Origin of the sequence: Pseudomonas sp. B6(2017) (assembly GCF_002112765.1) — a bacterium.
GTDB classification, from domain to species: Bacteria; Pseudomonadota; Gammaproteobacteria; order Pseudomonadales; family Pseudomonadaceae; genus Aquipseudomonas; species Aquipseudomonas piscis.
On record NZ_NEIQ01000002.1, the window covers coordinates 428,642 to 448,522 of the forward strand.

15 protein-coding genes and 1 pseudogene are annotated in these 19,881 nt (G+C 61.5%); 5 read left to right on the plus strand and 11 right to left on the minus strand.

The window, feature by feature from the left end; genetic code table 11:
* Positions 1-8: 8 nt before the first annotated feature.
* From CAG11_RS05335 to CAG11_RS05370, 7 genes are all read right to left on the minus strand, one after another.
* Positions 9-1,340: a DUF58 domain-containing protein gene (locus CAG11_RS05335; RefSeq protein WP_085595199.1), complete on the minus strand. Its 1,332-nt coding sequence runs from the start codon at positions 1,338-1,340 to the stop codon at positions 9-11.
* 13 nt (positions 1,341-1,353) lie between these two features.
* Complete coding sequence (locus CAG11_RS05340) at positions 1,354-2,373, minus strand: MoxR family ATPase (RefSeq protein WP_053131599.1); 1,020 nt, start codon at positions 2,371-2,373, stop codon at positions 1,354-1,356.
* A gap of 350 nt (positions 2,374-2,723) precedes the next feature.
* Complete coding sequence (locus tag CAG11_RS05345) at positions 2,724-3,995, minus strand: terpene synthase family protein (protein ID WP_143494502.1); 1,272 nt, start codon at positions 3,993-3,995, stop codon at positions 2,724-2,726.
* 780 nt (positions 3,996-4,775) lie between these two features.
* Positions 4,776-5,939 (minus strand): DUF4350 domain-containing protein, encoded by a 1,164-nt coding sequence (locus tag CAG11_RS05355; protein ID WP_085595206.1) that lies wholly within the window; start codon positions 5,937-5,939, stop codon positions 4,776-4,778.
* The gene (locus CAG11_RS05360; protein ID WP_085595208.1) at positions 5,936-7,495 is read right to left on the minus strand and encodes a DUF4129 domain-containing protein; all 1,560 of its coding nucleotides are present in this window, start codon (positions 7,493-7,495) and stop codon (positions 5,936-5,938) included. The genes CAG11_RS05355 and CAG11_RS05360 overlap by 4 nt, the downstream gene beginning before the upstream one ends.
* Positions 7,482-8,462: a stage II sporulation protein M gene (locus tag CAG11_RS05365; RefSeq protein ID WP_085595210.1), complete on the minus strand. Its 981-nt coding sequence runs from the start codon at positions 8,460-8,462 to the stop codon at positions 7,482-7,484. The genes CAG11_RS05360 and CAG11_RS05365 overlap by 14 nt, the downstream gene beginning before the upstream one ends.
* Positions 8,459-9,184 (minus strand): RDD family protein, encoded by a 726-nt coding sequence (locus tag CAG11_RS05370; RefSeq protein WP_085595212.1) that lies wholly within the window; start codon positions 9,182-9,184, stop codon positions 8,459-8,461. The genes CAG11_RS05365 and CAG11_RS05370 overlap by 4 nt, the downstream gene beginning before the upstream one ends.
* A gap of 184 nt (positions 9,185-9,368) precedes the next feature.
* On the opposite strand from CAG11_RS05370, the gene sbcB reads away from it, so the two are divergent.
* The gene (sbcB, locus tag CAG11_RS05375; RefSeq protein ID WP_085595215.1) at positions 9,369-10,796 is read left to right on the plus strand and encodes an exodeoxyribonuclease I; all 1,428 of its coding nucleotides are present in this window, start codon (positions 9,369-9,371) and stop codon (positions 10,794-10,796) included.
* Positions 10,797-10,899: 103 nt separating this feature from the next.
* Here sbcB and mvaT read toward each other — a convergent pair whose 3' ends face one another.
* Positions 10,900-11,274, minus strand: a complete 375-nt coding sequence (gene mvaT, locus CAG11_RS05380) for a histone-like nucleoid-structuring protein MvaT (RefSeq protein WP_085595217.1) — start codon at positions 11,272-11,274, stop codon at positions 10,900-10,902.
* A gap of 348 nt (positions 11,275-11,622) precedes the next feature.
* Here mvaT and purU point away from each other — a divergent pair, with 348 nt between their 5' ends.
* The gene (gene purU, locus CAG11_RS05385; RefSeq protein ID WP_022640532.1) at positions 11,623-12,471 is read left to right on the plus strand and encodes a formyltetrahydrofolate deformylase; all 849 of its coding nucleotides are present in this window, start codon (positions 11,623-11,625) and stop codon (positions 12,469-12,471) included.
* A 66-nt stretch (positions 12,472-12,537) separates the two neighbouring features.
* Positions 12,538-12,708 (plus strand): hypothetical protein, encoded by a 171-nt coding sequence (locus CAG11_RS33765; protein ID WP_022640531.1) that lies wholly within the window; start codon positions 12,538-12,540, stop codon positions 12,706-12,708.
* A 59-nt stretch (positions 12,709-12,767) separates the two neighbouring features.
* Here the strand turns inward: CAG11_RS33765 and CAG11_RS34425 are convergent, their stop codons facing one another.
* Both CAG11_RS34425 and CAG11_RS34430 read right to left on the minus strand, forming a co-directional pair.
* Positions 12,768-13,532, minus strand: coding sequence for a methyl-accepting chemotaxis protein (locus tag CAG11_RS34425; RefSeq protein ID WP_371263433.1), 765 nt, complete (start codon positions 13,530-13,532; stop codon positions 12,768-12,770).
* A gap of 93 nt (positions 13,533-13,625) precedes the next feature.
* Positions 13,626-14,657: pseudogene (locus tag CAG11_RS34430) on the minus strand (cache domain-containing protein); the annotation flags it as partial.
* Between the two features lie 194 nt (positions 14,658-14,851).
* Between CAG11_RS34430 and CAG11_RS05395 the strand changes: the two are divergent.
* A complete protein-coding gene (locus CAG11_RS05395; RefSeq protein WP_085595221.1) occupies positions 14,852-16,336 on the plus strand; it encodes a helicase HerA-like domain-containing protein in 1,485 nt (494 codons plus the stop codon).
* A gap of 1 nt (position 16,337) precedes the next feature.
* Here CAG11_RS05395 and CAG11_RS05400 read toward each other — a convergent pair whose 3' ends face one another.
* A complete protein-coding gene (locus tag CAG11_RS05400) occupies positions 16,338-16,793 on the minus strand; it encodes a DUF721 domain-containing protein (RefSeq protein ID WP_085595223.1) in 456 nt (151 codons plus the stop codon).
* Positions 16,794-17,116: 323 nt separating this feature from the next.
* Here CAG11_RS05400 and secA point away from each other — a divergent pair, with 323 nt between their 5' ends.
* Positions 17,117-19,858: a preprotein translocase subunit SecA gene (secA, locus tag CAG11_RS05405; RefSeq protein WP_085595225.1), complete on the plus strand. Its 2,742-nt coding sequence runs from the start codon at positions 17,117-17,119 to the stop codon at positions 19,856-19,858.
* Positions 19,859-19,881 lie beyond the last annotated feature (23 nt).

Here is a 19,881-nt window from a genome sequence, read left to right on the forward strand (position 1 = left end):
GGCAGCCGCTACAGGCTGCCTGCTTTCTTCCAGTTCAGATAACGGCTTACCAGCTCGGCGCCCAATTCTCCCGGGCGGACGTCGAGCAGGCTGATGCCGTGGGCGCCCAGGCGCTCGTGGAGTTCGGCGCGGCTGTTGAGGTAGTGGACCGTAGCGCTATAGGTCAACGCCTCGGAGAGGGTCTGCACCGGCGTCTGGCGCACCTGGTCGAGGACTTCTTCGCGCAGGCTTGCCACCAGCACCCGATGCTGGCGCCCGATGCGCTTGACCGCCGTGAGCAATTCCTGGTCGTCCTCGTCCCGCAGGTTGGTGACCAGCACCACCAGCGCGCGGCGCTTCTGCCGGGCCAGCAGTTCGCTGGCGGCGGCCTGGTAGTCGGCGGGGCGCTGGCTGCTCTGCAGGTCGTAGACGCCGTTGAGCAACACGCTGAGCTGGGCCGGCCCCTTGACCGGTGCCAGGTAGCGTGACGGATTGGCGGCGAAGCTGCACAAGCCCACAGCATCACCCTGGCGCAGGGCCACGTAGCTCAGCAGCAGGCAGGCGTTGAGGGCGTGGTCGAAGTGCGCCAGTTCATCGTCCTGGCTACGCATGCGGCGTCCGCCATCGAGCATGAAGATGATCTGCTGGTCGCGTTCATCCTGGTATTCCCGGGCGATCGGCGTGCGTTGGCGAGCGGTGGCCTTCCAATCGATCTGGCGCAGGCTGTCGCCCTCGCGAAATTCCCGAAGCTGGTTGAATTCCAGGCCCAGGCCCCGGCGTTGCCGCTGGCGTACCCCGAGTTGGCTGAGCCAGTTGTCCACCGCCAGCAACTGGCCGCCGTAGAGGCGGGCGAAGTCCGGGTAGACCCGGGTGCTGTCCTGGACCGCCACCAGGTGCCGGACCTGCCACAGGCCCAGTGGGCTGGGCAGGTTGATAGCGCACCGCTCGAAATCGAAGCGGCCCCGCAATAACGGGCGCACGTTGTAGCTCACGCGGCTGGCGTGGCCGGGCTCGAGGCTGGCCGACTGCGGCAGGTGTTCGAAGGCCAGGCCCTGGGGCGGATGATCGAACAGCTGCACATCCAGTGCCTGTCCATGGGTGTGGCGGATCTCCAGTTGCACTTCGCTCCAGCGTCCCAGGGGCAGGCTGCCGGGCAAATGCCGGCGTACCTGCGGTGCAGGCAGGCGCCAGGCGCGCCAGGCGTCGAGCAGGGCCAGCAACGACAACGCCAGCACCAGGCCCCAGGCGACCGAGTCCAGGCGTGGGGCGATCTCCACGCCCAGGGCCCGGGTCGCTCCGAGAATGGTGCCCAGGCCGGCCAGGACGCCGAGCCAGATCAGCAGCAAACGGGTCGGTTTCATCGCCGTTGGCCGCTCACAGGCGCGGTGCCGGAATTTGCTCGAGCATCTGCTGGAGCACCTGTTCCACCGACAGGCCCTCGATGTCCAGTTCCGGGGCGACACGCACCCGATGGCGCAGTACGGCCATGGCGCAGCCCTTGATGTCGTCGGGAATCACGAAGTCGCCACCGCGCAGCAACGCGCGGGCCCGACCGCCGCGTACCAGGGCGATGGAAGCCCGCGGGCCGGCGCCGAGGGTCAGGCCCGGCCAGCTGCGAGTGGCCCGGGCCAGGCGCACGGCGTAGTCGAGCACCTGGTCGTCCAGCGGCAGCTCGCTGGCGATGCGTTGCAGGTCCTGCACATCCTCGGCCTGCAACACGGTGCGCAGGGGCTGCACATCGAGCATGTCGGCGCGGGTCGAGCGCGCCACCTGGCGGACCATCTCCAGCTCCTGGACGGCGTCCGGATAATCCATGCGCAGCTTGAGCATGAAGCGATCCAGCTCGGCTTCGGGCAACGGATAAGTGCCTTCCTGCTCGATGGGGTTCTGGGTGGCCAGGACCATGAACGGCTGGGCAATGGGCAGCGCCCGGCCTTCGAGGGTCACCTGGCGTTCCTGCATGGCCTCCAGGAGGGCGGCCTGGGTCTTGGCCGGCGCGCGGTTGATCTCGTCGGCCAGCAGCAGGTTGGTGAACAGCGGCCCCTTGCGCAGCTTGAATTGCTCGCTGGCAAGGTCATACACCGCATGGCCGGTGACGTCGCTGGGCATCAGGTCGGGAGTGAACTGGATACGTGCGAAATCGCCGTCGAAACAGCGGGCCAGGGCACGTACCAGCAGGGTCTTGCCCAGGCCTGGAACACCCTCGAGCAGCACGTGGCCCCCGGCGATCAGCGCCGTCAGCACATCGTCGATCACCGCTTGCTGGCCGATCACCGCCTTCTGCAGTTCCTGGCGCACGGCCTGGGCCAGCTGGCTGGCCCGTTGCCGCTGCTGGGGCGCTGTGGCCGGGGACGGCTCGGCGCAGGCAAGTGGTTCTGCGGATTGTTCACTCATGGATTATGCAACCTTACTGACGGTTAGTTTTTAGCGCCCATAACACAGGCGCATAACCAGAATTTCTCGCGCTTGTGTCCTGCAGGCCGGCTGGGAGACTGACAAGCCATGCGCATTCTATCCATGCAGTCAGTTTGATTGCATCAAAGCCTGCCATCCTGGCCTTGATCGTTGGGGCTGCTCGAATCACCGCTCTTGATCGAGACGACATTCAGACATTGGCAGGCGGCGCTACGACTCTCTTGCTGTCGGCAGGAGAGGGCGCCGCCGTTGGCTGAATTCTGGGAGTTAGGCCCAGGTTGTAACGCTGCGGCTGCAACGGATGGACGCCACCATCCACGTTGGCTGGGCTAATCCAGCTGGCTAGCAGGGTTTGTCGTCGGGTCATGCCACAAGCTTGATATTAGAGGGGCTAATTCGAGAATGTCTTTTATTTCTTTGCTTTCAAAGGCATTGGTTGTGTTGAAACGGTAGGACGCAGAAAAGAAGTGGTTGTCGTCTCCTGTTGCACCCCCAGGGGTTTTTCTATATCGCTCGCTGGTCTTTCCGAAGTGGATGTTTCTGGCTAGCAATTCTTCAAGATGGACTGCGCGGCATCTTATCTCTGTCTCGCTTGATAGCGAGCTGTTCAAGATGGTGTATCGATTTATTAGCATGTTTCTTAGGTTGATGGTTTTTCTGATCGAGCTGTACAAGTCGATATTCAGTGCTTGCTGAATGACGTCGATGATATTGAAGGCCCTGCTGCCGTTGGTGTGTTCTTTTTCGTAGGAATAAAGGTCATTGTCGATGCCGACTGCAAGGAAGATGCAGTTTTTCATTTTTACGAATTCATTTCTCGCTTCGATCATTTCATTGATGGGAATGCTGTTGAGTGCAAGAAAGAGTGAGTAGCAGATTTGTGCGCCAAAACTTGAAGCTCTAATTGCGCAATATGTATTGAGGGGTATGCTGGATTTTGCCTGGTTGCTGCATATTTCCCAGATGAAACCTGACATTTGATTGCTTACGGCGTTCATCAGGTGCATGTGGTTTTTGCGGGGTAATTGCTTCATGAACCTTTGCCGTATGTCGATAAAGGATTTTATTGCGGGATGCTGGTCATCCAGGCTTGGGTTCTGCTCGTGATCGAACTCGCAGATGAATTTAATGGTGCTGAGCAACTCGATGGTGCTATCGGTCGTGTTGGCGGAAGCGCTATTTTCAATTATGTCGTCTATGACCAATATCCAGGATGCCAGGTCGAATACGACGTTGATGAACTTGTTGTCGATGTAGGGGTGTATGAGGCGTATGTACTGCGAGGCCGTGTGTACGACGGCTTCGGCAAAGCTGCCGTCTTCGACGAGCTGCATTTTCTTCAGCCAAAGGGTACTCCCAAGCAGCTCGGTGTTTTGAGAGTGGTGAGGCTTGAAGTCGAAAGGAAGATAGAGTCGGGTATCGTCATCAGTCATGCTGTTCATTGAGAACCGCCACCTTTTAATCATGATTATTGGTGATCCAATTAAGAACGAAGTGCTGGCGTTTCTATTGTTGGGTTTCGGATCAAGCTTGATCTCATTGCCAGTGGCCTCTGCCTGGTGTTTATCGGCGCGGTTGCCCAGTGGGTCATCAATGGCCAAGTTGTCCCCTGGGGTGTCTATGGCTATCTAGATGGCTTGGGGTTTTATTGGCCCTGAAATCCCCGTGCCTCGTAGCGGGGCGATAACTTTTCACCAGGTATTGGAACAGTATGGCTGTCCTTGAACAGAGGATTTTATAAGGTGGCTCGGGAGAGTTTGGAAAGCTGTAGAGCTGGCGACTTCATATGGTGCTTTCGCGTGACTATTTGCAGAGATACACAATGATGGCCGGCAGCATTCTTCTGCACCATGTGCAACATGGCTGATAGCCGGGATTGGAGTTGCAAGTTTCTTGTCGCTGGAGGCGCTAACGAATCTTGCTCGGTAGCTGGAATAAGTAAAGCTGCTGTTTTGCCATTGCCAGAGTGTTGATTTATCTTGTGGGAATCGTTCCCAATAGCAGTCTCTATCCATGATGTTTTTCGCTTGAGTATGTTCGGTAAGCGTCAGTAGATGGTTTTATAGTTGGTTGTGTTTTTCAGTCCGATGTTGCGTCACGACCAAGGAGATTGAAAAGAGGAAGGGGAAGCCGGTGTGTATCAGGTTTGGAAACGCAACAGTAAAAGTACCCAGGTTGGACCCGCAGGCTCTCAATAGTTTCTAGCACATCCCATGATGCTAATTAGCACGTTTGGCTATATCGGGAGCTTGCGATGTTCAAGCCTGGTCTAGTGGGTTTTAGTGCCTATGCCCTCATCAGCTGTGATGGGCTCTCGTAGGCTGAGGCTCGCCCCAGGGTATCGCTGTCGCAATGCTTTGGTTGTCGTGTGGGACAAAAGATCACAAGGCATTCCTGAGGGTTTGCAGCTGGGCGACCAGGTGGCTGAAGTCGGTACTGGACAGCCGTTGCCCGGGCCGCGGTTGCAGTGCTTGCCTGGCTGCCTCCACGGGTTGCTGGCTGAGCAGCGCGAGCACTTCGCACTGGGCTTGGGGCTCGAGTTGTTCGAAGCCCGGGTGTCGGCGCCGGGCCCGGCGCCGGATATCCAGTTGCAGGGCCTGCAACAAGGGGCCCTGGCCGCCATGGCGAAGAATGAAACCGGCACTGGCGCGCAGGTGCTCGAGTAGCTGGCGCCGGGCCTTGGGCGCCGGTGCCAGCAATGGGCCCTGGCGGAATCCGGCGTGCCACAGCCACAGGACTATGAGCAGGCCGAGGGCCACCAGCGCCTGGGGGAAGTTCTTCCACAACAGTTGCCAGAGATTCGGATGGTTGGTGTCGAACAGCAACGTCACCGCGGTATCGGCGTTCAGGTACCACAACAGCCAGGCGTTGTCGTAGCGACCGATGGCCGGGCTCTTCCAGATATCGGCATCGGTCAGCACGGTGATGCTGCCCTTGCCGTGCTCGAGCTGCAGCATGTGGGTGGCCACGCCGCTGCTGGCCCAGGACTGCGCGAGGCCTTGCGGGTCTTCGAGGTGGTAGGCGGTATCGAAGCTGATGTAGGCCGGGGCCCGCTCGCCTTCGACATGGACCTTGGTCAGCTTCGGATAAGCGTCGTCCGCCTCCGGCTCCGGTGGTTCCTCGAGGTCCTCGCTCATCATTTGCTGCACCTGGACCCGGTCCAGCAGCAGGTCGCCGCTTTGCTCGGTCTCCTCGTCCCACAGCGCTTCGGCGACGAACACCAGGTGCCCGCCGGCACGGGCCCAATCCAGTACCTGGTCGGCCTGGTGCGGGCTCATGTTCGAGCGGTCCCCGAGCATCAGCAGGCTATTGCCGGCAGGCTTGAGGGTCGCCAGCACCTCCAGGCCATTGGCGTGTTCCACCTTGAGGCCACGTTCGCGCAGGAACATCTGCGCCGCCAGGTAGGGGTTGGCCAGGGCTTCCGGCGACGGACCGTGATCCACCAGCTCCTGGTAGGGCGTGGCGTGGCGATAGAGGTAGTAGCCGGCAGTGCCGAGCACCAGGATCACCAGCAGGGCGAGGATGCCCCATACGGTACGGCTCATGATGCGGCTCCTGGGCCGAAGAGCTGGCGCCAGCCATCGCACAGGCGTGGTTGCGCCTCGGCGCCGGGAACCTGGTGCCCGTAGGCCATGTTTTGCCAATGCCGGGTCAGTTCGATGCTGAAGCTCTCCAGCTGCGGGTGCCGCAGGGCCTTGATCCGTTCCAGCACCTGGCCTTCGGTGTCGCCGATGTCCAGGGGCAGGTGGAAGTCTTCCAGCAGGCGGCTGAGCAGGGCCCGGTAGAGCAGGCCCAGGGCTTCGCGCGGTTGGCTTGGCCAGAGCGCGGCGGCATGGGCCGCGACATCATCCGGCAAGGTCTGGCTGCCGACCTCCAGGCCGAACAGTTGCTGAGGCATGGCCGGTGGACGGGTCTTGCGTGGCTGCGGGCGCCAGCCGACGAAAGTGCGCAACCAGTCGCGATATCGCCACAGCAACCATGCCAGCGCTCCCAGCAGCAGCCCCCAGAGCAATATCTCCAGGCCTTTGCCCAGGGCGTTGAAGTTGCTCTTGCCCAGGCCTTCCAGCAGATCCTTGAGCCAACCCGGCGGCTTGTCCTTGGCGTCTTTTTTCTGTGGCTGCTCTTCGCCGAAGCGATAGCGGGTCACCGATTCCTGATTCTTGAACGGTGGCTTTTCCAGGATGCCCTTGATGCTGTCCTGCGCCGCCTTGCTGGTCAGCGGCTGTTGCAGCAGGCGCGGACTCTCGGGACCAGCCACGACCTGCTTGGCATTGCTGGCGGTGGCGGCCCAGAGCGACTGGCTGGGTGCCAGCCACAACGCGCCCAGTACCAGCAGCAAGGCGCAGGCCCCGGCCAGGCGCTGGCGCAGGCGGCGGAACACCAGTTCGATGTCCCAGGCTTCCAGCTCAGTGCGACGGTTGAGGTACAGGCTGAAGCCGCAGGCTACGTAGAGCGGCTCCCAGACCACCAGCACCAGGGCGTAGAAGGCATTGGTCAGGTGTTCCAGCCATAGCCAGTCCTGCTGGGCGGCGACGATCAGGGTCTGCCAGTTCCAGTCCAGCTCCACTTGCTGCGGCAGTAATAGGTAGAACAACGCCATCAGGCCGATCCACAGTGCGCCTTCCAGGTGCACTCCGATCACTGTCAGCCAGCGTGCGGCCCCGGCGTTGCGCTGCAGCAGGACCCCCAGGCGTTGCTGGCGGGCATCGCCGCTCAGCCCCTCGAGTTGCATTACCGGCATCAGGAAGCTGCGGCTCATGCTCAAGCGGCGCCAGGTCAGGCTGGCCAGCAGTTGCGGCTTGAGCAGGCGTGGCCATTGCCGCAAAGCCTGGCCCAGGCTCGGGGTATCGCCGAACAGCGCCTTGGACAGGATGAACAGCGGCAGGCGCTCGAAGGCCGGCTTCAGCCACCAGAACAACAGCAATGCCAGGGATGGCCAATCCCAGAGCAACAGGCTCAGCAGGGCGAATACCGGCAAGCTGACGATGGCCCAGCTGGTCATCAACAAGCCCCGGTGGCGCTGGCCCATGAGCATGCCCAGGTCCATGGCTTCCCAGGCGTTGCGCGGGCGGATCACCACGCTGGCATCACTCAGGCGCATGGGGGACTCTTCCGGCAAGGCCCAGGTAGGACAGGACCAGGGCCCACAGCGCTGCGCCGACGCTGTACTTGACCCAGGGCGCGGGCCAGGTCATGGAGGACCAATAGGCCTCGATGAAGGCTGCGATCAACAGGAAGACGATCACCCCATAGACCAATTGCACGCTGATTCGCGCCGCCTGCAGCAGGGCTTCGCCACGAGACAGGCGCCCAGGGGCGATCAGCGCCCAGCCCAGCTTCAGGCCTGCGGCACCGGACAAGGCGATGGCCGTGAGCTCGAAGGCGCCATGGCCGATGACGAAAGGCCAGAAGGTCTGGCCGAAACCGATCTGGGTCAGGTGGCCGGCGATGGCCCCGATGATCAGGCCGTTGAAGACCAGGAAGAACACGCTGCCCAGGCCGAACAGCAGGCCGCTGGCGAACGTCTGAAAGGCGATGCCGATGTTGTGCATGATGTAGTAGCCGAACATCACCCAGTCTTCGCTGGAGGCGCGTTCGACGGCGCGACCCAGGTGACCGGCGGCCGGGTCGTACATGCCGCGCATTTCGCCCACTTGTTGTTGGCTGATCAAGCTGTAGACCAGCTCGGGGTACAGGTACACCAGCAGACCGATGCCCAGCAGGCTGACGAAGAACAGCAGGCTGGCGATCGTTACCAGGCGCCACTCCTGGCGCACCAGGCGCGGGAAGCCGGCCAGCAGGAAGCCCAGTACGTTGGCGCTGATGGCGGTGCGCCGGCGGTATAGCTGCTGGTGGCCGCGCAGCGCCAGCTGTTGCAGCGGATCGATCAGGTAGCTGCTGTAGCCGCGCTCCTGGGCCAGGGCCAGGTGCTGGCACAGGCGCCGGTAGTCCTGGACGAAGGTCTGGCATTGCTCGGCCTTGGCCCGGCCTTGTTCAAGTTGCTCGAGCAGTTGTGCGAAGTGCTGCCATTGGGCCTGGTGGCGGCTCTCGAAAAGACTTTGCTTCATGTCGCTCCCAGGAAACCGCGGGCAATGCCGTTGAGTTCGGCAGTGGCCTGGGCGGTGGGTACGTGCAGCGGCTGGGCCAGGATGGCCGCCAGCTCCTGGGTCCGTTCAGCGGACAGCTGGGCCTGGCGCTCGGCGAAACCGAGGATCGCCCGTTGTTCATCCAGACTCAGGGCGAAGGGCGCGCTGCGGGGCGTGGCCGGGGGAAGTTGCGGCCGTTCGACTGTCTGCTCGCGATAGATCACCAGGGTACCGGCGGCCAGGTCGCCCAGGCGCTTGAAGGCCGGGTGCTGCAGGCAACTGATGGCGCCGAGGAAGTAAGCGAACGGCAGCATGTCGGCAAAGCGCAGCAGGTTGCGGGTCAGGGAGGCGCTCCAGCCGATCGGCGTGCCATCGTCCTGTACCACCCGCAGCCCCATCATCTGCTTGCCGGGGGAGCGGCCCTGGTTCAGCACCTCGAACAGCACCATGTACCACCAGCTGATCAGGAACAGCAGGATCGAACCCAGGCCGATGCCGATCTCGCCGAAAAAGCCCAGGGCGACGAACAGCACGCCCATGACCAGGGCGCGGATGCCCAGGTCCAGGCCATAGGCCAGGGTACGGACCAGCAGTCCCGCCGGTCGCAGTGGCAGATCGATACCCTCCGGGGTTTCGACCTGGTAGCGCGTATCCAATGGCGGGGGCAGCGATGCGTTCCTTGGCGGTGCTGGTGTTTCGGACATGGGCAACTTGCTGGATGGCCTGGTGGAGAAAAATCCAGCGCCGATGCTAGCAGTGTCTGAGGGGCAAACGACATCATTAACTGCGAATTAAAGTACTTCGGGGCAGGGCTGCGGGTCGATGCGGCTGGCCCTGGCGCTATGCAAGCGCCTAGACTGCGTCGGTCTTTCAGTTCAGGAACAGGCCGTGACTTCCCTCTTTTGGTACGACTACGAAACCACTGGCATCAACCCGCGCAACGACCGTCCGTTGCAAGTGGCAGGTATTCGCACCGACCTGGCGCTCAATGAAATTGACGAGCCGGTCAACCTCTATTGCCAGCCCGCCGACGATATCCTGCCGCACCCGGCAGCTTGCATGATCACCGGCATCACTCCGCAGCGCCTGGCCGAGCGCGGGTTGAGCGAGGCTGATTTCATGACCCGGGTGCATCAGCAGTTGGCCCGCCCGGGAACCTGCGGCGCGGGCTACAACACCTTGCGTTTCGACGACGAGATGACTCGCTACGGCCTGTATCGGAATTTCTTCGACCCCTATGCCCGGGAGTGGCAAGGCGGCAACAGTCGCTGGGACCTGATCGATGTGGTACGGGCGGCCTATGCGCTGCGGCCCCAGGGTATCGCCTGGCCTGAAGAACAGGGCCAGGTGACGCTGAAGCTGGAGCGCCTGACGGCAGAGAATGGCATCGACCATGGCCAGGCACACGAGGCCTTGTCCGATGTGCGAGCGACCATTGCCCTGGCGCGACTGATCCGCGACAAGCAGCCCAAGCTCTATGAATGGTTGTTCCAGTTACGCAGCAAGCAGCGGGTGATGGACCAGATCCGCCTGTTGCAGCCAATGGTGCACATCTCCGGGCGTTTCTCCGCCGCGCGGCATTATGTCGGCGTGGTGTTGCCCCTGGCCTGGCATCCGCGCAATCGCAATGCGTTGATCGTCTGCGACCTGCACCTGGATCCCCAAGGACTCCTGGACCTGGATGCCCAGACGTTGCGCCAGCGCCTGTATACCCGGCGTGAAGACCTGGCCGAAGGCGAATTGCCCGTGCCGTTGAAACTCATCCATATCAATCGCTGCCCGGTGGTGGCGCCGTTGAATGTGTTGCGTGTCGAAGATCAACAGCGCCTGCACTTGGATATGGAAGAATACCAGCGCCGCGCTTTGCGTCTGAGCGAGGCTCGGGAAGTTTGGCAGGATAAACTTTCGCTGATTTACGGACCTGATGAATTCGCTGCCAGCGAGGATCCGGAGCAGCAGTTGTACGATGGCTTTATTGGTGATCGCGATCGCCGCTTGTGTGAGCAAGTGCGCCAGGCCGATCCGCAGCATTTGGCTCTGCAAGAATGGCCGTTCGATGATGAGCGGTTGCCGGAACTTCTGTTCCGCTACCGTGCCCGTAACTTTTCGGAAACATTGAGCAAGGATGAGCAAGAGCGCTGGCGCGGATTCTGCCAGCAACGTTTGCTTGATCCGCAACTGGGGGCGCCCAATACCCTGAAAAGTTTTCGGCAAGCTCTGGAGCAATCCCTGTTAAGTGCTGATCCGAGTCAATGCCAGGTGCTGGAGCAATGGCGGCAACATGTTCGCGATCTGGCCCTGCGACTGGGCCTTTAAAAAGTTGCCGGCGGCGTTCGACGTGAACGCCAGGCATAAAAAAACGCCAGTGACCTGGCGTTTTTTAATTGTAGCTAAAAGACCGCGGGTCGGTCTGCGGGCCTTAGTCCAGCAGGGTTGCCCAGCCTTCAACCACATCGCCACCCCACTTGGCTTTCCACTCTTTGAGGGTCTTGTGGTTGCCGCCTTTGGTTTCGATGACTTCACCGTTATGCGGGTTTTTGTACTGTTTAACTTTACGCGCACGCTTGGTGCCGGTGGTTTTCACAGCGGCCCGCGGTGCTTTAACTTTGGATTCCGGATCCAGCAGCGCGATGATGTCGCGCAGGGACTTGGAGTACTCGCCCATCAGGCTGCGCAATTTGCCTTCGAACTCCAGCTCGGCTTTCAGCTTGTCGTCTTGGGACAGGTTCTTCAAACGTGCTTGCAGTTCTTTGATAGCTTCTTCTGTTGCACGGTATTCGTTGATCAGGGACATGGGGGCTACCTTGTTGGGCGCTGGGTGGCTGGATGACAATGTTGCAATAATAGTCACGGAGTTTGTACAAGTAAACATAATACCGATGCTTTATTTGGCCTTCTTAGTGTCTTTAGGCGTAACAGCCATTTCGCTATTTAATAGAAGCGCAGGTTTTCTTGTGATATTCACAAATTAGTTGTGCGCTATTTGCAAGTGTTGCCATCTGTACTGGGAACACCGCTGGTTAAGCCTGATCTAAGGCCCTGTTGCCGGCACCGATCGGCAGTGCCGGTGCAATGAATACTGCAGTTTTGCTGCGCAATGGCTAGAATGGCGACCTTTGCGAAGTTCTGGAGTTTCCCCCCCATGCGCACCTTTCGGTTGGTGATTTCTTGCCCTGACCGCGTTGGCATCGTTGCCAAAGTCAGTAACTTTCTGGCCTCCCATAACGGTTGGATCACCGAAGCGAGCCACCACTCGGACAACCAGAGCGGTTGGTTCTTCATGCGCCACGAGATTCGTGCCGACTCCCTGCCTTTTGGCCTCGAGGCATTTCGCCAGGCGTTCGCGCCCATCGCCGAAGAGTTCTCGATGGACTGGCGGATCACCGATACCGCCGAGAAAAAGCGCGTGGTGCTGATGGCCAGCCGCGAGTCCCATTGCCTGGCCGACCTGTTGCACCGTTGGCACAGCAATGAGCTGGACTGCGATATCCCTTGCGTGATTTCCAACCACGACGACCTGCGCAGCATGGTCGAATGGCACGGTATCCCGTTCTTCCACGTTCCGGTGGATCCGAAGGACAAGCAGCCGGCCTTCGCCGAGGTCTCGCGCCTGGTCAAGGAGCATGGTGCCGACGTGGTGGTGCTGGCGCGCTACATGCAGATCCTGCCGCCGCAGCTGTGCCAGGAGTACGCCCAACAGGTCATCAACATCCACCACAGCTTCCTGCCGTCCTTCGTCGGCGCCAAGCCTTACCACCAGGCATCCCTGCGTGGCGTGAAGCTGATCGGTGCCACCTGCCACTACGTGACCGAAGAGCTGGACGCCGGTCCGATCATCGAGCAGGACGTAGTGCGGGTCAGCCATAGCGACAGCATCGAGGATATGGTGCGGTTCGGGCGTGATGTGGAGAAGATGGTGCTGGCCCGCGGCCTGCGCTACCACCTGGAAGACCGCGTGCTGGTGCACGGCAACAAGACCGTGGTGTTCTGATTGAAAAAAACCAGGAGCGGGCGCTGAATATCCCGGTCCTGGTTTGCAATCGACGAGGTCAGCCTCATGACCGATCCTCTGGATAAAGCCACTTCCCAGGCTCCCGCCGTACTGGGCGAGGGTTGCCTGAGCCGCTACGACCCCGATGAACTCGATGCCGAGGATGGCACCGATTTCCCGGGGGCGGCCGAACTCTGGGAGCAGTTGCAGCAAGAGCCTCCAGCGCCATCGCGTTGAGGCTGGTGGCCGGCGCCTGATGCTCCGCCGGCCTGTCCAAGGGGCGTTCGCCCCGATCTTCAGATCCTGAAACTGCCCACCAGGTGCTTCAGGCGTGCTGCCTGCTGCTCCAGGTCGGAGCATGCGCGCAGAGTCGCCTGCAGGTTTTCCACGCCTTCCTGGTTCAGGGTATTGATCTCGGTGATGTCCATGTTGATGGACTCCACCACCGAGGTCTGCTCTTCAGTGGCGGTGGCCACCGACTGGTTCATGCCATCGATCTCGCCGATACGCTGGGTCACGCTGTTCAGGCGTTCTCCGGCCTGGTTGGCGATCTCCACGCTGTCCTGGCTGTGGCGCTGGCTGTTGCTCATGGTGCTGACGGACTCACGCGCGCCGACTTGCAGCTCCTCGATCATCGTCTGCACCTGTTGCGCCGACTCCTGGGTGCGGTGGGCCAGGTTGCGTACTTCGTCGGCGACCACGGCGAAGCCACGCCCGGCCTCGCCGGCGCGGGCGGCCTCGATCGCGGCGTTGAGCGCCAGCAGGTTGGTCTGCTGGGAAATGCTGGTGATTACCTCGAGGATCTGGCCGATGTTCACGGTCTTGCTGTTGAGGGTCTCTATATTGTTGCTGGAGGCACTGATCATGTCCGACAGCTGGTTCATCGCCTGGATGCTGCGATCCACCACTTGCTGGCCATCCTCGGCCAGGTTGCGAGCGTCGCTGGCCTGTTGCGAGGCTTGGGCGGCGTTGCGGGCGATTTCCTGGGCCGCGGCGCCCAGCTGATTGATGGCGGCGGCGACGCTATTGGTGCGACTGGCCTGTTCGTCGGAGTTGAGCATCGACGAGTTGGAGGCGCTGACCACACGCAGGGCGACCTCGTTGACGTGTTCGGTGGCCGAGGACACCTCGCGGATCGAGCCGTGGATGCGTTCCACGAAGCGGTTGAAGGCGATGCCCAGGATGCCGAACTCGTCGTGGTTATGGATGTTCAGGCGGCGGGTCAGGTCGCCTTCACCGTCGGCGATGTCCTGCATGGCACGGGTCATCACGTGCAAGGGTTGCATCAGCAGGCGAATCAGCAGGCCCAGCAGGGCGATGGTCAGGGCCACCGCCGTCAGGGTGGCGATCACCGCCGAGGTGCGGAATTCACTGAGCATCGCGAAGGCCTTGTCCTTGTCCACCGACAGGCCGATGTACCAGTTCACCGAGGACAGGCCCTTGATCTGGGTGAAGGTGACGATGCGCGTCTTGCCGTCGACACTGACTTCGCTCAGTTCATTGCTGATCTTCGGCGTGTCCTGGGGGTAGATGTCCTTGAGGTTCTTCATCACCAGGTTCTTGTCCGGGTGGACCAGCACCTTGCCGTCGGCACTGATCAGGAAGGCATAGCCCATGCCGTCGAAGTCCAGGGCGTTGACCGTGTCGGCGATCACTTGCAGGCTCAGGTCGCCGCCGACCGCGCCGGTGCGCTGGCCGTTCTTGAGCACGCTGTCGACGATGGAAATCACCAGTTGCCCCGTGGCCAGGTCGACATAGGGCTCGGTCAGGGCGGAGCCATTGGTGCTTTCGGCGCTCTTGTACCAGGGGCGCGCGCGCGGATCGTAGCCATCGGGCATCTTGCTGTCCGGGCGGATAATGAAGCTGCCGTCCTGGTTGCCCAGGTAGGCACCCATGAAGGTGGAGCTCACGGCCTTCTGTTGCAGCAGGTTGCTGACATTGGCCGGGTCGGGGTTCAGGGCCACCGACTGGGAGAGGTTCTCGATCAACAGCGCACGGCCAGCGAGCCAGGTCTGAATATTTTTTGCAGTGACGTCGCCCATTTCCTGAAGATAGTTGTCCAGATCATCACGGATGGCGTTACGTTGCAGGTAATCGTTATAGAGCGTGAATAGTGCAAAGGCAGCTATGACGATGAGCGAGGCGGCAAGCAGGATCTTGTGGCTGAAGCGCAGATTTTTGTTCATGGCTTGGGGTGTCCGCTAAGGTCTTTGAGTCCAGGGCATCGGGTTGGAACGGTGCGCCAAAGAGGCGGTGTTATAAATAAGCTGATATCTCCATCTATCCCAAGGGAATTACCTGACCTTCATTTCAGATACTTCTGATCCATCATTTCTTCATATCGACCGTGTAAGGCCAAAGATTAACCAGGGGTGACAAAATGCCTGACTCATCGCAACTCATCATCGGCGCCGGCCTCGACGGCCAACCGATCGCCCAGGCCATGCGCCTGGCCAACCGCCATGGCCTGGTGGCTGGCGCTACCGGTACCGGCAAGACCGTCACCCTGCAGCGCCTGGCGGAGGCTTTCAGCGATGCCGGGGTGGCGGTCTTCGCCGCGGACATCAAGGGTGATCTCTGCGGGCTGGGTGCCGCGGGCGATCCCCAGGGCAAGGTCGCCGAGCGGATTGCCGGCATGCCCTGGCTCAACCACCGGCCCCAGGCCTATCCCGTGACCTTGTGGGATATCCATGGCCAGTCCGGTCATCCACTGCGCACTACCCTGAGCGAAATGGGACCGCTATTGCTGGGCAGCCTGCTGGAGCTCACCGACAGCCAGCAGTCGGCGTTATATGCGGCGTTCAAGGTGGCGGATCGCGAAGGCTTGTTGCTGCTGGATCTCAAGGATCTCAAGGCGCTGCTCAACCACCTCAAGGACAATCCGCAACTGCTGGGCGAAGACGCGGCATTGATGACCACCGGCTCCAGCCAGGCCCTGTTGCGGCGCCTGGCTACGCTGGAGCAACAGGGCGCCGAATCGTTGTTCGGCGAGCCGGCCCTGCAATTGGAGGACATCCTGCAGCCGGCCGCCGATGGTCGGGGACGGATCCACTTGCTCGATGCCAGTCGCCTGGTGCACGAGGCGCCGAAAGTCTATGCCACCTTCCTTCTATGGCTGCTGGCCGAGTTGTTCGAGCAATTGCCTGAGCGGGGCGATGCCGATAAGCCGTTGCTGGCGCTGTTCTTCGACGAGGCGCACTTGCTGTTCGCCGGTACCCCCAAGGCCTTGCAGGATCGCCTGGAGCAAGTGGTGCGGCTGATTCGGTCCAAGGGCGTCGGGGTGTACTTCGTGACCCAGTCGCCAGGGGACCTGCCGGATGATGTGCTGGCCCAGCTGGGCTTGCGCATCCAGCACGGTCTGCGGGCGTTCACCGCCAAGGAACAGAAATCGCTGCGGGCGGTGGCCGATGGTTTCCGGCCCAACCCGGCATTCGATGCGCTCTCGGTGCTGACCGAGCTGGGCATTGGCGAGGCGTTGGTTGGCACCCTGCAGGACAAGGGCACGCCGGAGATGGTCCAGCGGGTGCTGGTAGCGCCGCCGCAATCAAGGATCGGGCCGTTGACCGAGGCCGAGCGCCAGGCCCTGATCGCCAGTTCGCCGCTGCTGGGACGCTATGACAAGCCGATCGATCGCGAATCTGCCTATGAGGTGTTGATGGGGCGCAAGGAGCTGGCGCCGCAGGGGCAGGTCGAAGCTGGCAAACCGCTGCCCGAGGAACCGAGCCTGGCCGACCGGGCTGGTGAATTCCTGGGGACCGCGGCCGGGCAGGCCTTGAAATCGGCGATGCGCCAGGCCGCCAATCAGTTGGGGCGGCAGCTGGTGCGTGGGCTGATGGGCTCGTTGCTGGGCGGCAAGCGCCGCTGACTCAGCTGCGCGGCTTGGCGTGGCTGGCCAGGCGCTCCAGGGCCGCGCGCAACTTGGGGTCGGAGATGCCGTCGGCAGTGGCCTGGATGGTCTCGGCGGCGCTGTTCGACAGGTCTATGCTGTGTCCGGCCGCTCCCCGCTGGACGGTGGGGGGCTGGACCTTGAACTGGATGCGCGTCAGGCGGGCGAATTCGTCGAACGCCTGGAGTTGGCGCTGCAGGCGCTTCTGCTGGTAGCGCAAGCGGGTAGCCCAGTGCCCGTCGGTGACGATCAGCAGCAGGCTGCCTTCGCGCCAGGAGGCGACGTGGCAATGTTCGCGAGCCGCCGGCTGCAACTGGCTGTCCAGCAGGCGCTGCAGGTGCGCCAGGCGCTGGGCGTGGCCGAGTATGGCTTTGAGAGGCTTGGCTTCGCGAAGAAGAACGGCGGGAGGACGTGCCGTAAGAGGGCGAAATGCCATGGTTAGAAACCTGAAGTTACAGAGGCACCATGGTAACAGAAAGCGTCCGGCGCACCCGGTTCGTCATTTTCCCGCCTGGCGCCGAGTTGGTGATCTTTTGCTGATCGTGATCAGTAACTTCTGCGGGGAATGTACTTGAAGTTCAACGAAAAGCCCTTATTTTAGGTGGGCCCCGTCAAAGCGCTGTGCCAGCATCGTGGAATAACGCCACTTTCCTCACCATCGTTTCCGGGTAGAATGCTCGTTCGCATGCGGCCATGAGGGCTGCTCGGGCGACTCACCGGGGCCGCCCTCCAACCCTATGTGTGGAAGATCCTGCCGATATGTTTGCGCCTTTGTTAAAGAAACTTTTTGGAAGCAAGAACGAGCGTGAAGTCAAGCGCATGCTCAAGACGGTACAGATCGTCAATGCCTTCGAAGAGCAAATGGTGGCCCTTTCGGACGATCAATTGCGTGCCAAGACTGCGGAGTTCAAGGCCCGTATCGCCAAGGGTGAAACCCTCGACAAACTGCTGCCCGAAGCCTTTGCGGTCGCCCGTGAAGCCGGTAAGCGGATCATGGGGATGCGCCACTTCGACGTGCAGCTGATCGGTGGCATGACCTTGCATGAAGGCAAGATCGCCGAAATGCGCACCGGCGAGGGCAAGACCCTGGTGGCGACCCTGGGTGTCTATCTCAACGCACTGTCCGGCAAGGGCGTGCACGTGGTGACGGTGAACGACTACCTGGCACGCCGCGACGCCAACTGGATGCGCCCGCTGTATGAGTTCCTCGGCCTGAGCGTCGGCGTGGTCACGCCGTTCCAGCCACCGGAGGAGAAGCGCGCCGCCTACGCCGCCGACATCACCTACGGCACCAACAACGAATTCGGCTTCGACTACCTGCGCGACAACATGGCTTTCAGCATGGAAGACAAGTTCCAGCGCGAGCTCAATTTCGCCGTGATCGACGAAGTCGACTCGATCCTCATCGACGAAGCCCGTACTCCGCTGATCATCTCCGGCCAGGCCGAAGACAGCTCCCGTCTGTACACCGAGATCAACAAGCTGATCCCGCGCCTGGTACAGCACATCGAGGAAGTGGAAGGCCAGGTCACCAAGGCCGGTCACTTCACCGTCGACGAGAAGACCCGCCAGGTCGAGCTCAACGAAGCCGGCCACCAGTTCATCGAAGAGATGCTGACCCAGGTCGGCCTGCTGGCCGAAGGCGAGAGCCTGTACTCGGCCCATAACCTGGGCCTCTTGACCCACGTCTATGCCGGTCTGCGGGCGCACAAGCTGTTCAACCGCAACGTCGAGTACATCGTGCAGGACGGCCAGGTGGTCCTGGTGGACGAGCATACCGGGCGTACCATGCCCGGCCGTCGCCTCTCCGAGGGCCTGCACCAGGCCATCGAGGCCAAGGAAAACCTCAATATCCAGGCCGAAAGCCAGACCCTGGCCTCGACCACCTTCCAGAACTACTTCCGCCTGTACAACAAGCTGTCCGGCATGACCGGTACTGCTGACACCGAGGCGTTCGAGTTCCATCAGATCTACGGCCTGCAGGTGATGGTCATCCCGCCGAACAAACCGCTGGCACGTAAAGACTACAACGACCTGGTGTTCCTGACCGCGGACGAGAAGTACGCGGCGATCATCAACGACATCAAGGACGGCATGGCCCAGGGTCGTCCTATCCTGGTCGGCACCGCGACCATCGAGACTTCAGAGCACGTATCCAACCTGCTGAACAAGGAAGGCATCGAGCATAAGGTCCTGAACGCCAAGTTCCACGAAAAGGAAGCCGAGATCATTGCCCAGGCCGGCCGCCCGGGCGCGCTGACCATCGCCACCAACATGGCGGGCCGTGGTACCGACATCCTGCTGGGCGGCAACTGGGAAGTGGAAGTCGCCTCCCTGGAGAACCCGACTCCCGAGCAGATCGCCCAGATCAAGGCCGACTGGCAGAAACGCCACCAGCAGGTTCTGGAATCCGGTGGCCTGCAGGTCATCGCTTCCGAGCGCCACGAATCGCGGCGTATCGACAACCAGCTGCGTGGTCGCGCCGGTCGCCAGGGCGACGCCGGTTCCAGCCGTTTCTACCTGTCGCTGGAAGACAGCCTGATGCGTATCTTCGCCTCCGACCGGGTGAAGAACTTCATGAAGGCCCTGGGCATGCAGTCCGGCGAGGCGATCGAGCACCGCATGGTGACCAACGCCATCGAGAAGGCCCAGCGCAAGGTCGAAGGCCGCAACTTCGACATCCGCAAGCAACTGCTGGAGTTCGACGACGTCAACAACGAGCAGCGCAAGGTGATCTACCACATGCGCAACACGCTGCTAGCCGCGGACAACATCGGCGAAACCATCGCCGACTTCCGCCAGGACGTGCTGAGCGCCACCGTCAGTGCCCATATTCCTCCACAGTCGCTGCCTGAGCAGTGGGATGTGGCTGGCCTGGAGGCTGCACTCCAGAGCGATTTCGGGGTGAACCTGCCGATCCAGCAATGGCTCGACGAAGACGATCACCTGTACGAAGAAACCCTGCGTGAGAAGCTGCTCAACGAGCTGATCGCCGCGTACAACGAAAAAGAAGACCAGGCCGGCGCCGAAGCGCTGCGCACCTTCGAGAAGCAGATCGTGCTGCGAGTCCTGGACGACCTGTGGAAAGACCACCTGTCGACCATGGACCACCTGCGTCACGGTATCCACCTGCGTGGTTACGCGCAGAAGAACCCCAAGCAGGAGTACAAGCGCGAGTCCTTCACGCTGTTCTCCGAGCTGCTGGATTCCATCAAGCGCGACTCGATCCGCGTGCTGTCCCACGTCCAGGTGCGTCGCGAAGACCCGGCCGAGGAAGAGGCGCGCCTGCGCCAGGAGGCCGAGGCCCTGGCCCGTCGCATGCAGTTCGAGCACGCCGAGGCTCCAGGCCTGGACCAGCCCGAAGCAATGGAAGAGGGCGTCGAGGTGGACGTGGCCCTGGCTTCCGCGCCGGTACGCAATGAACAGAAGCTGGGTCGCAACGAACTGTGCTACTGCGGTTCGGGCAAGAAGTACAAACACTGTCATGGCCAGATCAACTAAGATCCTCGCCAGACACTGAAACA

Excerpts from the sequence above, each read along its gene's own strand:
- CAG11_RS05335 (WP_085595199.1), bottom strand. The coding sequence starts at position 1,340 with ATGAAACCGACCCGTTTGCTGCTGATCTGGCTCGGCGTCCTGGCCGGC.
- CAG11_RS05340 (WP_053131599.1), bottom strand. The coding sequence starts at position 2,373 with ATGAGTGAACAATCCGCAGAACCACTTGCCTGCGCCGAGCCGTCCCCG.
- CAG11_RS05355 (WP_085595206.1), bottom strand. The coding sequence starts at position 5,939 with ATGAGCCGTACCGTATGGGGCATCCTCGCCCTGCTGGTGATCCTGGTG.
- CAG11_RS05360 (WP_085595208.1), bottom strand. The coding sequence starts at position 7,495 with ATGCGCCTGAGTGATGCCAGCGTGGTGATCCGCCCGCGCAACGCCTGG.
- CAG11_RS05365 (WP_085595210.1), bottom strand. The coding sequence starts at position 8,462 with ATGAAGCAAAGTCTTTTCGAGAGCCGCCACCAGGCCCAATGGCAGCAC.
- CAG11_RS05370 (WP_085595212.1), bottom strand. The coding sequence starts at position 9,184 with ATGTCCGAAACACCAGCACCGCCAAGGAACGCATCGCTGCCCCCGCCA.
- mvaT (WP_085595217.1), bottom strand. The coding sequence starts at position 11,274 with ATGTCCCTGATCAACGAATACCGTGCAACAGAAGAAGCTATCAAAGAA.
- purU (WP_022640532.1), top strand. The coding sequence starts at position 11,623 with ATGCGCACCTTTCGGTTGGTGATTTCTTGCCCTGACCGCGTTGGCATC.
- CAG11_RS33765 (WP_022640531.1), top strand. The coding sequence starts at position 12,538 with ATGACCGATCCTCTGGATAAAGCCACTTCCCAGGCTCCCGCCGTACTG.
- CAG11_RS34425 (WP_371263433.1), bottom strand. The coding sequence starts at position 13,532 with ATGCTCAACTCCGACGAACAGGCCAGTCGCACCAATAGCGTCGCCGCC.
- CAG11_RS05395 (WP_085595221.1), top strand. The coding sequence starts at position 14,852 with ATGCCTGACTCATCGCAACTCATCATCGGCGCCGGCCTCGACGGCCAA.
- CAG11_RS05400 (WP_085595223.1), bottom strand. The coding sequence starts at position 16,793 with ATGGCATTTCGCCCTCTTACGGCACGTCCTCCCGCCGTTCTTCTTCGC.
- secA (WP_085595225.1), top strand. The coding sequence starts at position 17,117 with ATGTTTGCGCCTTTGTTAAAGAAACTTTTTGGAAGCAAGAACGAGCGT.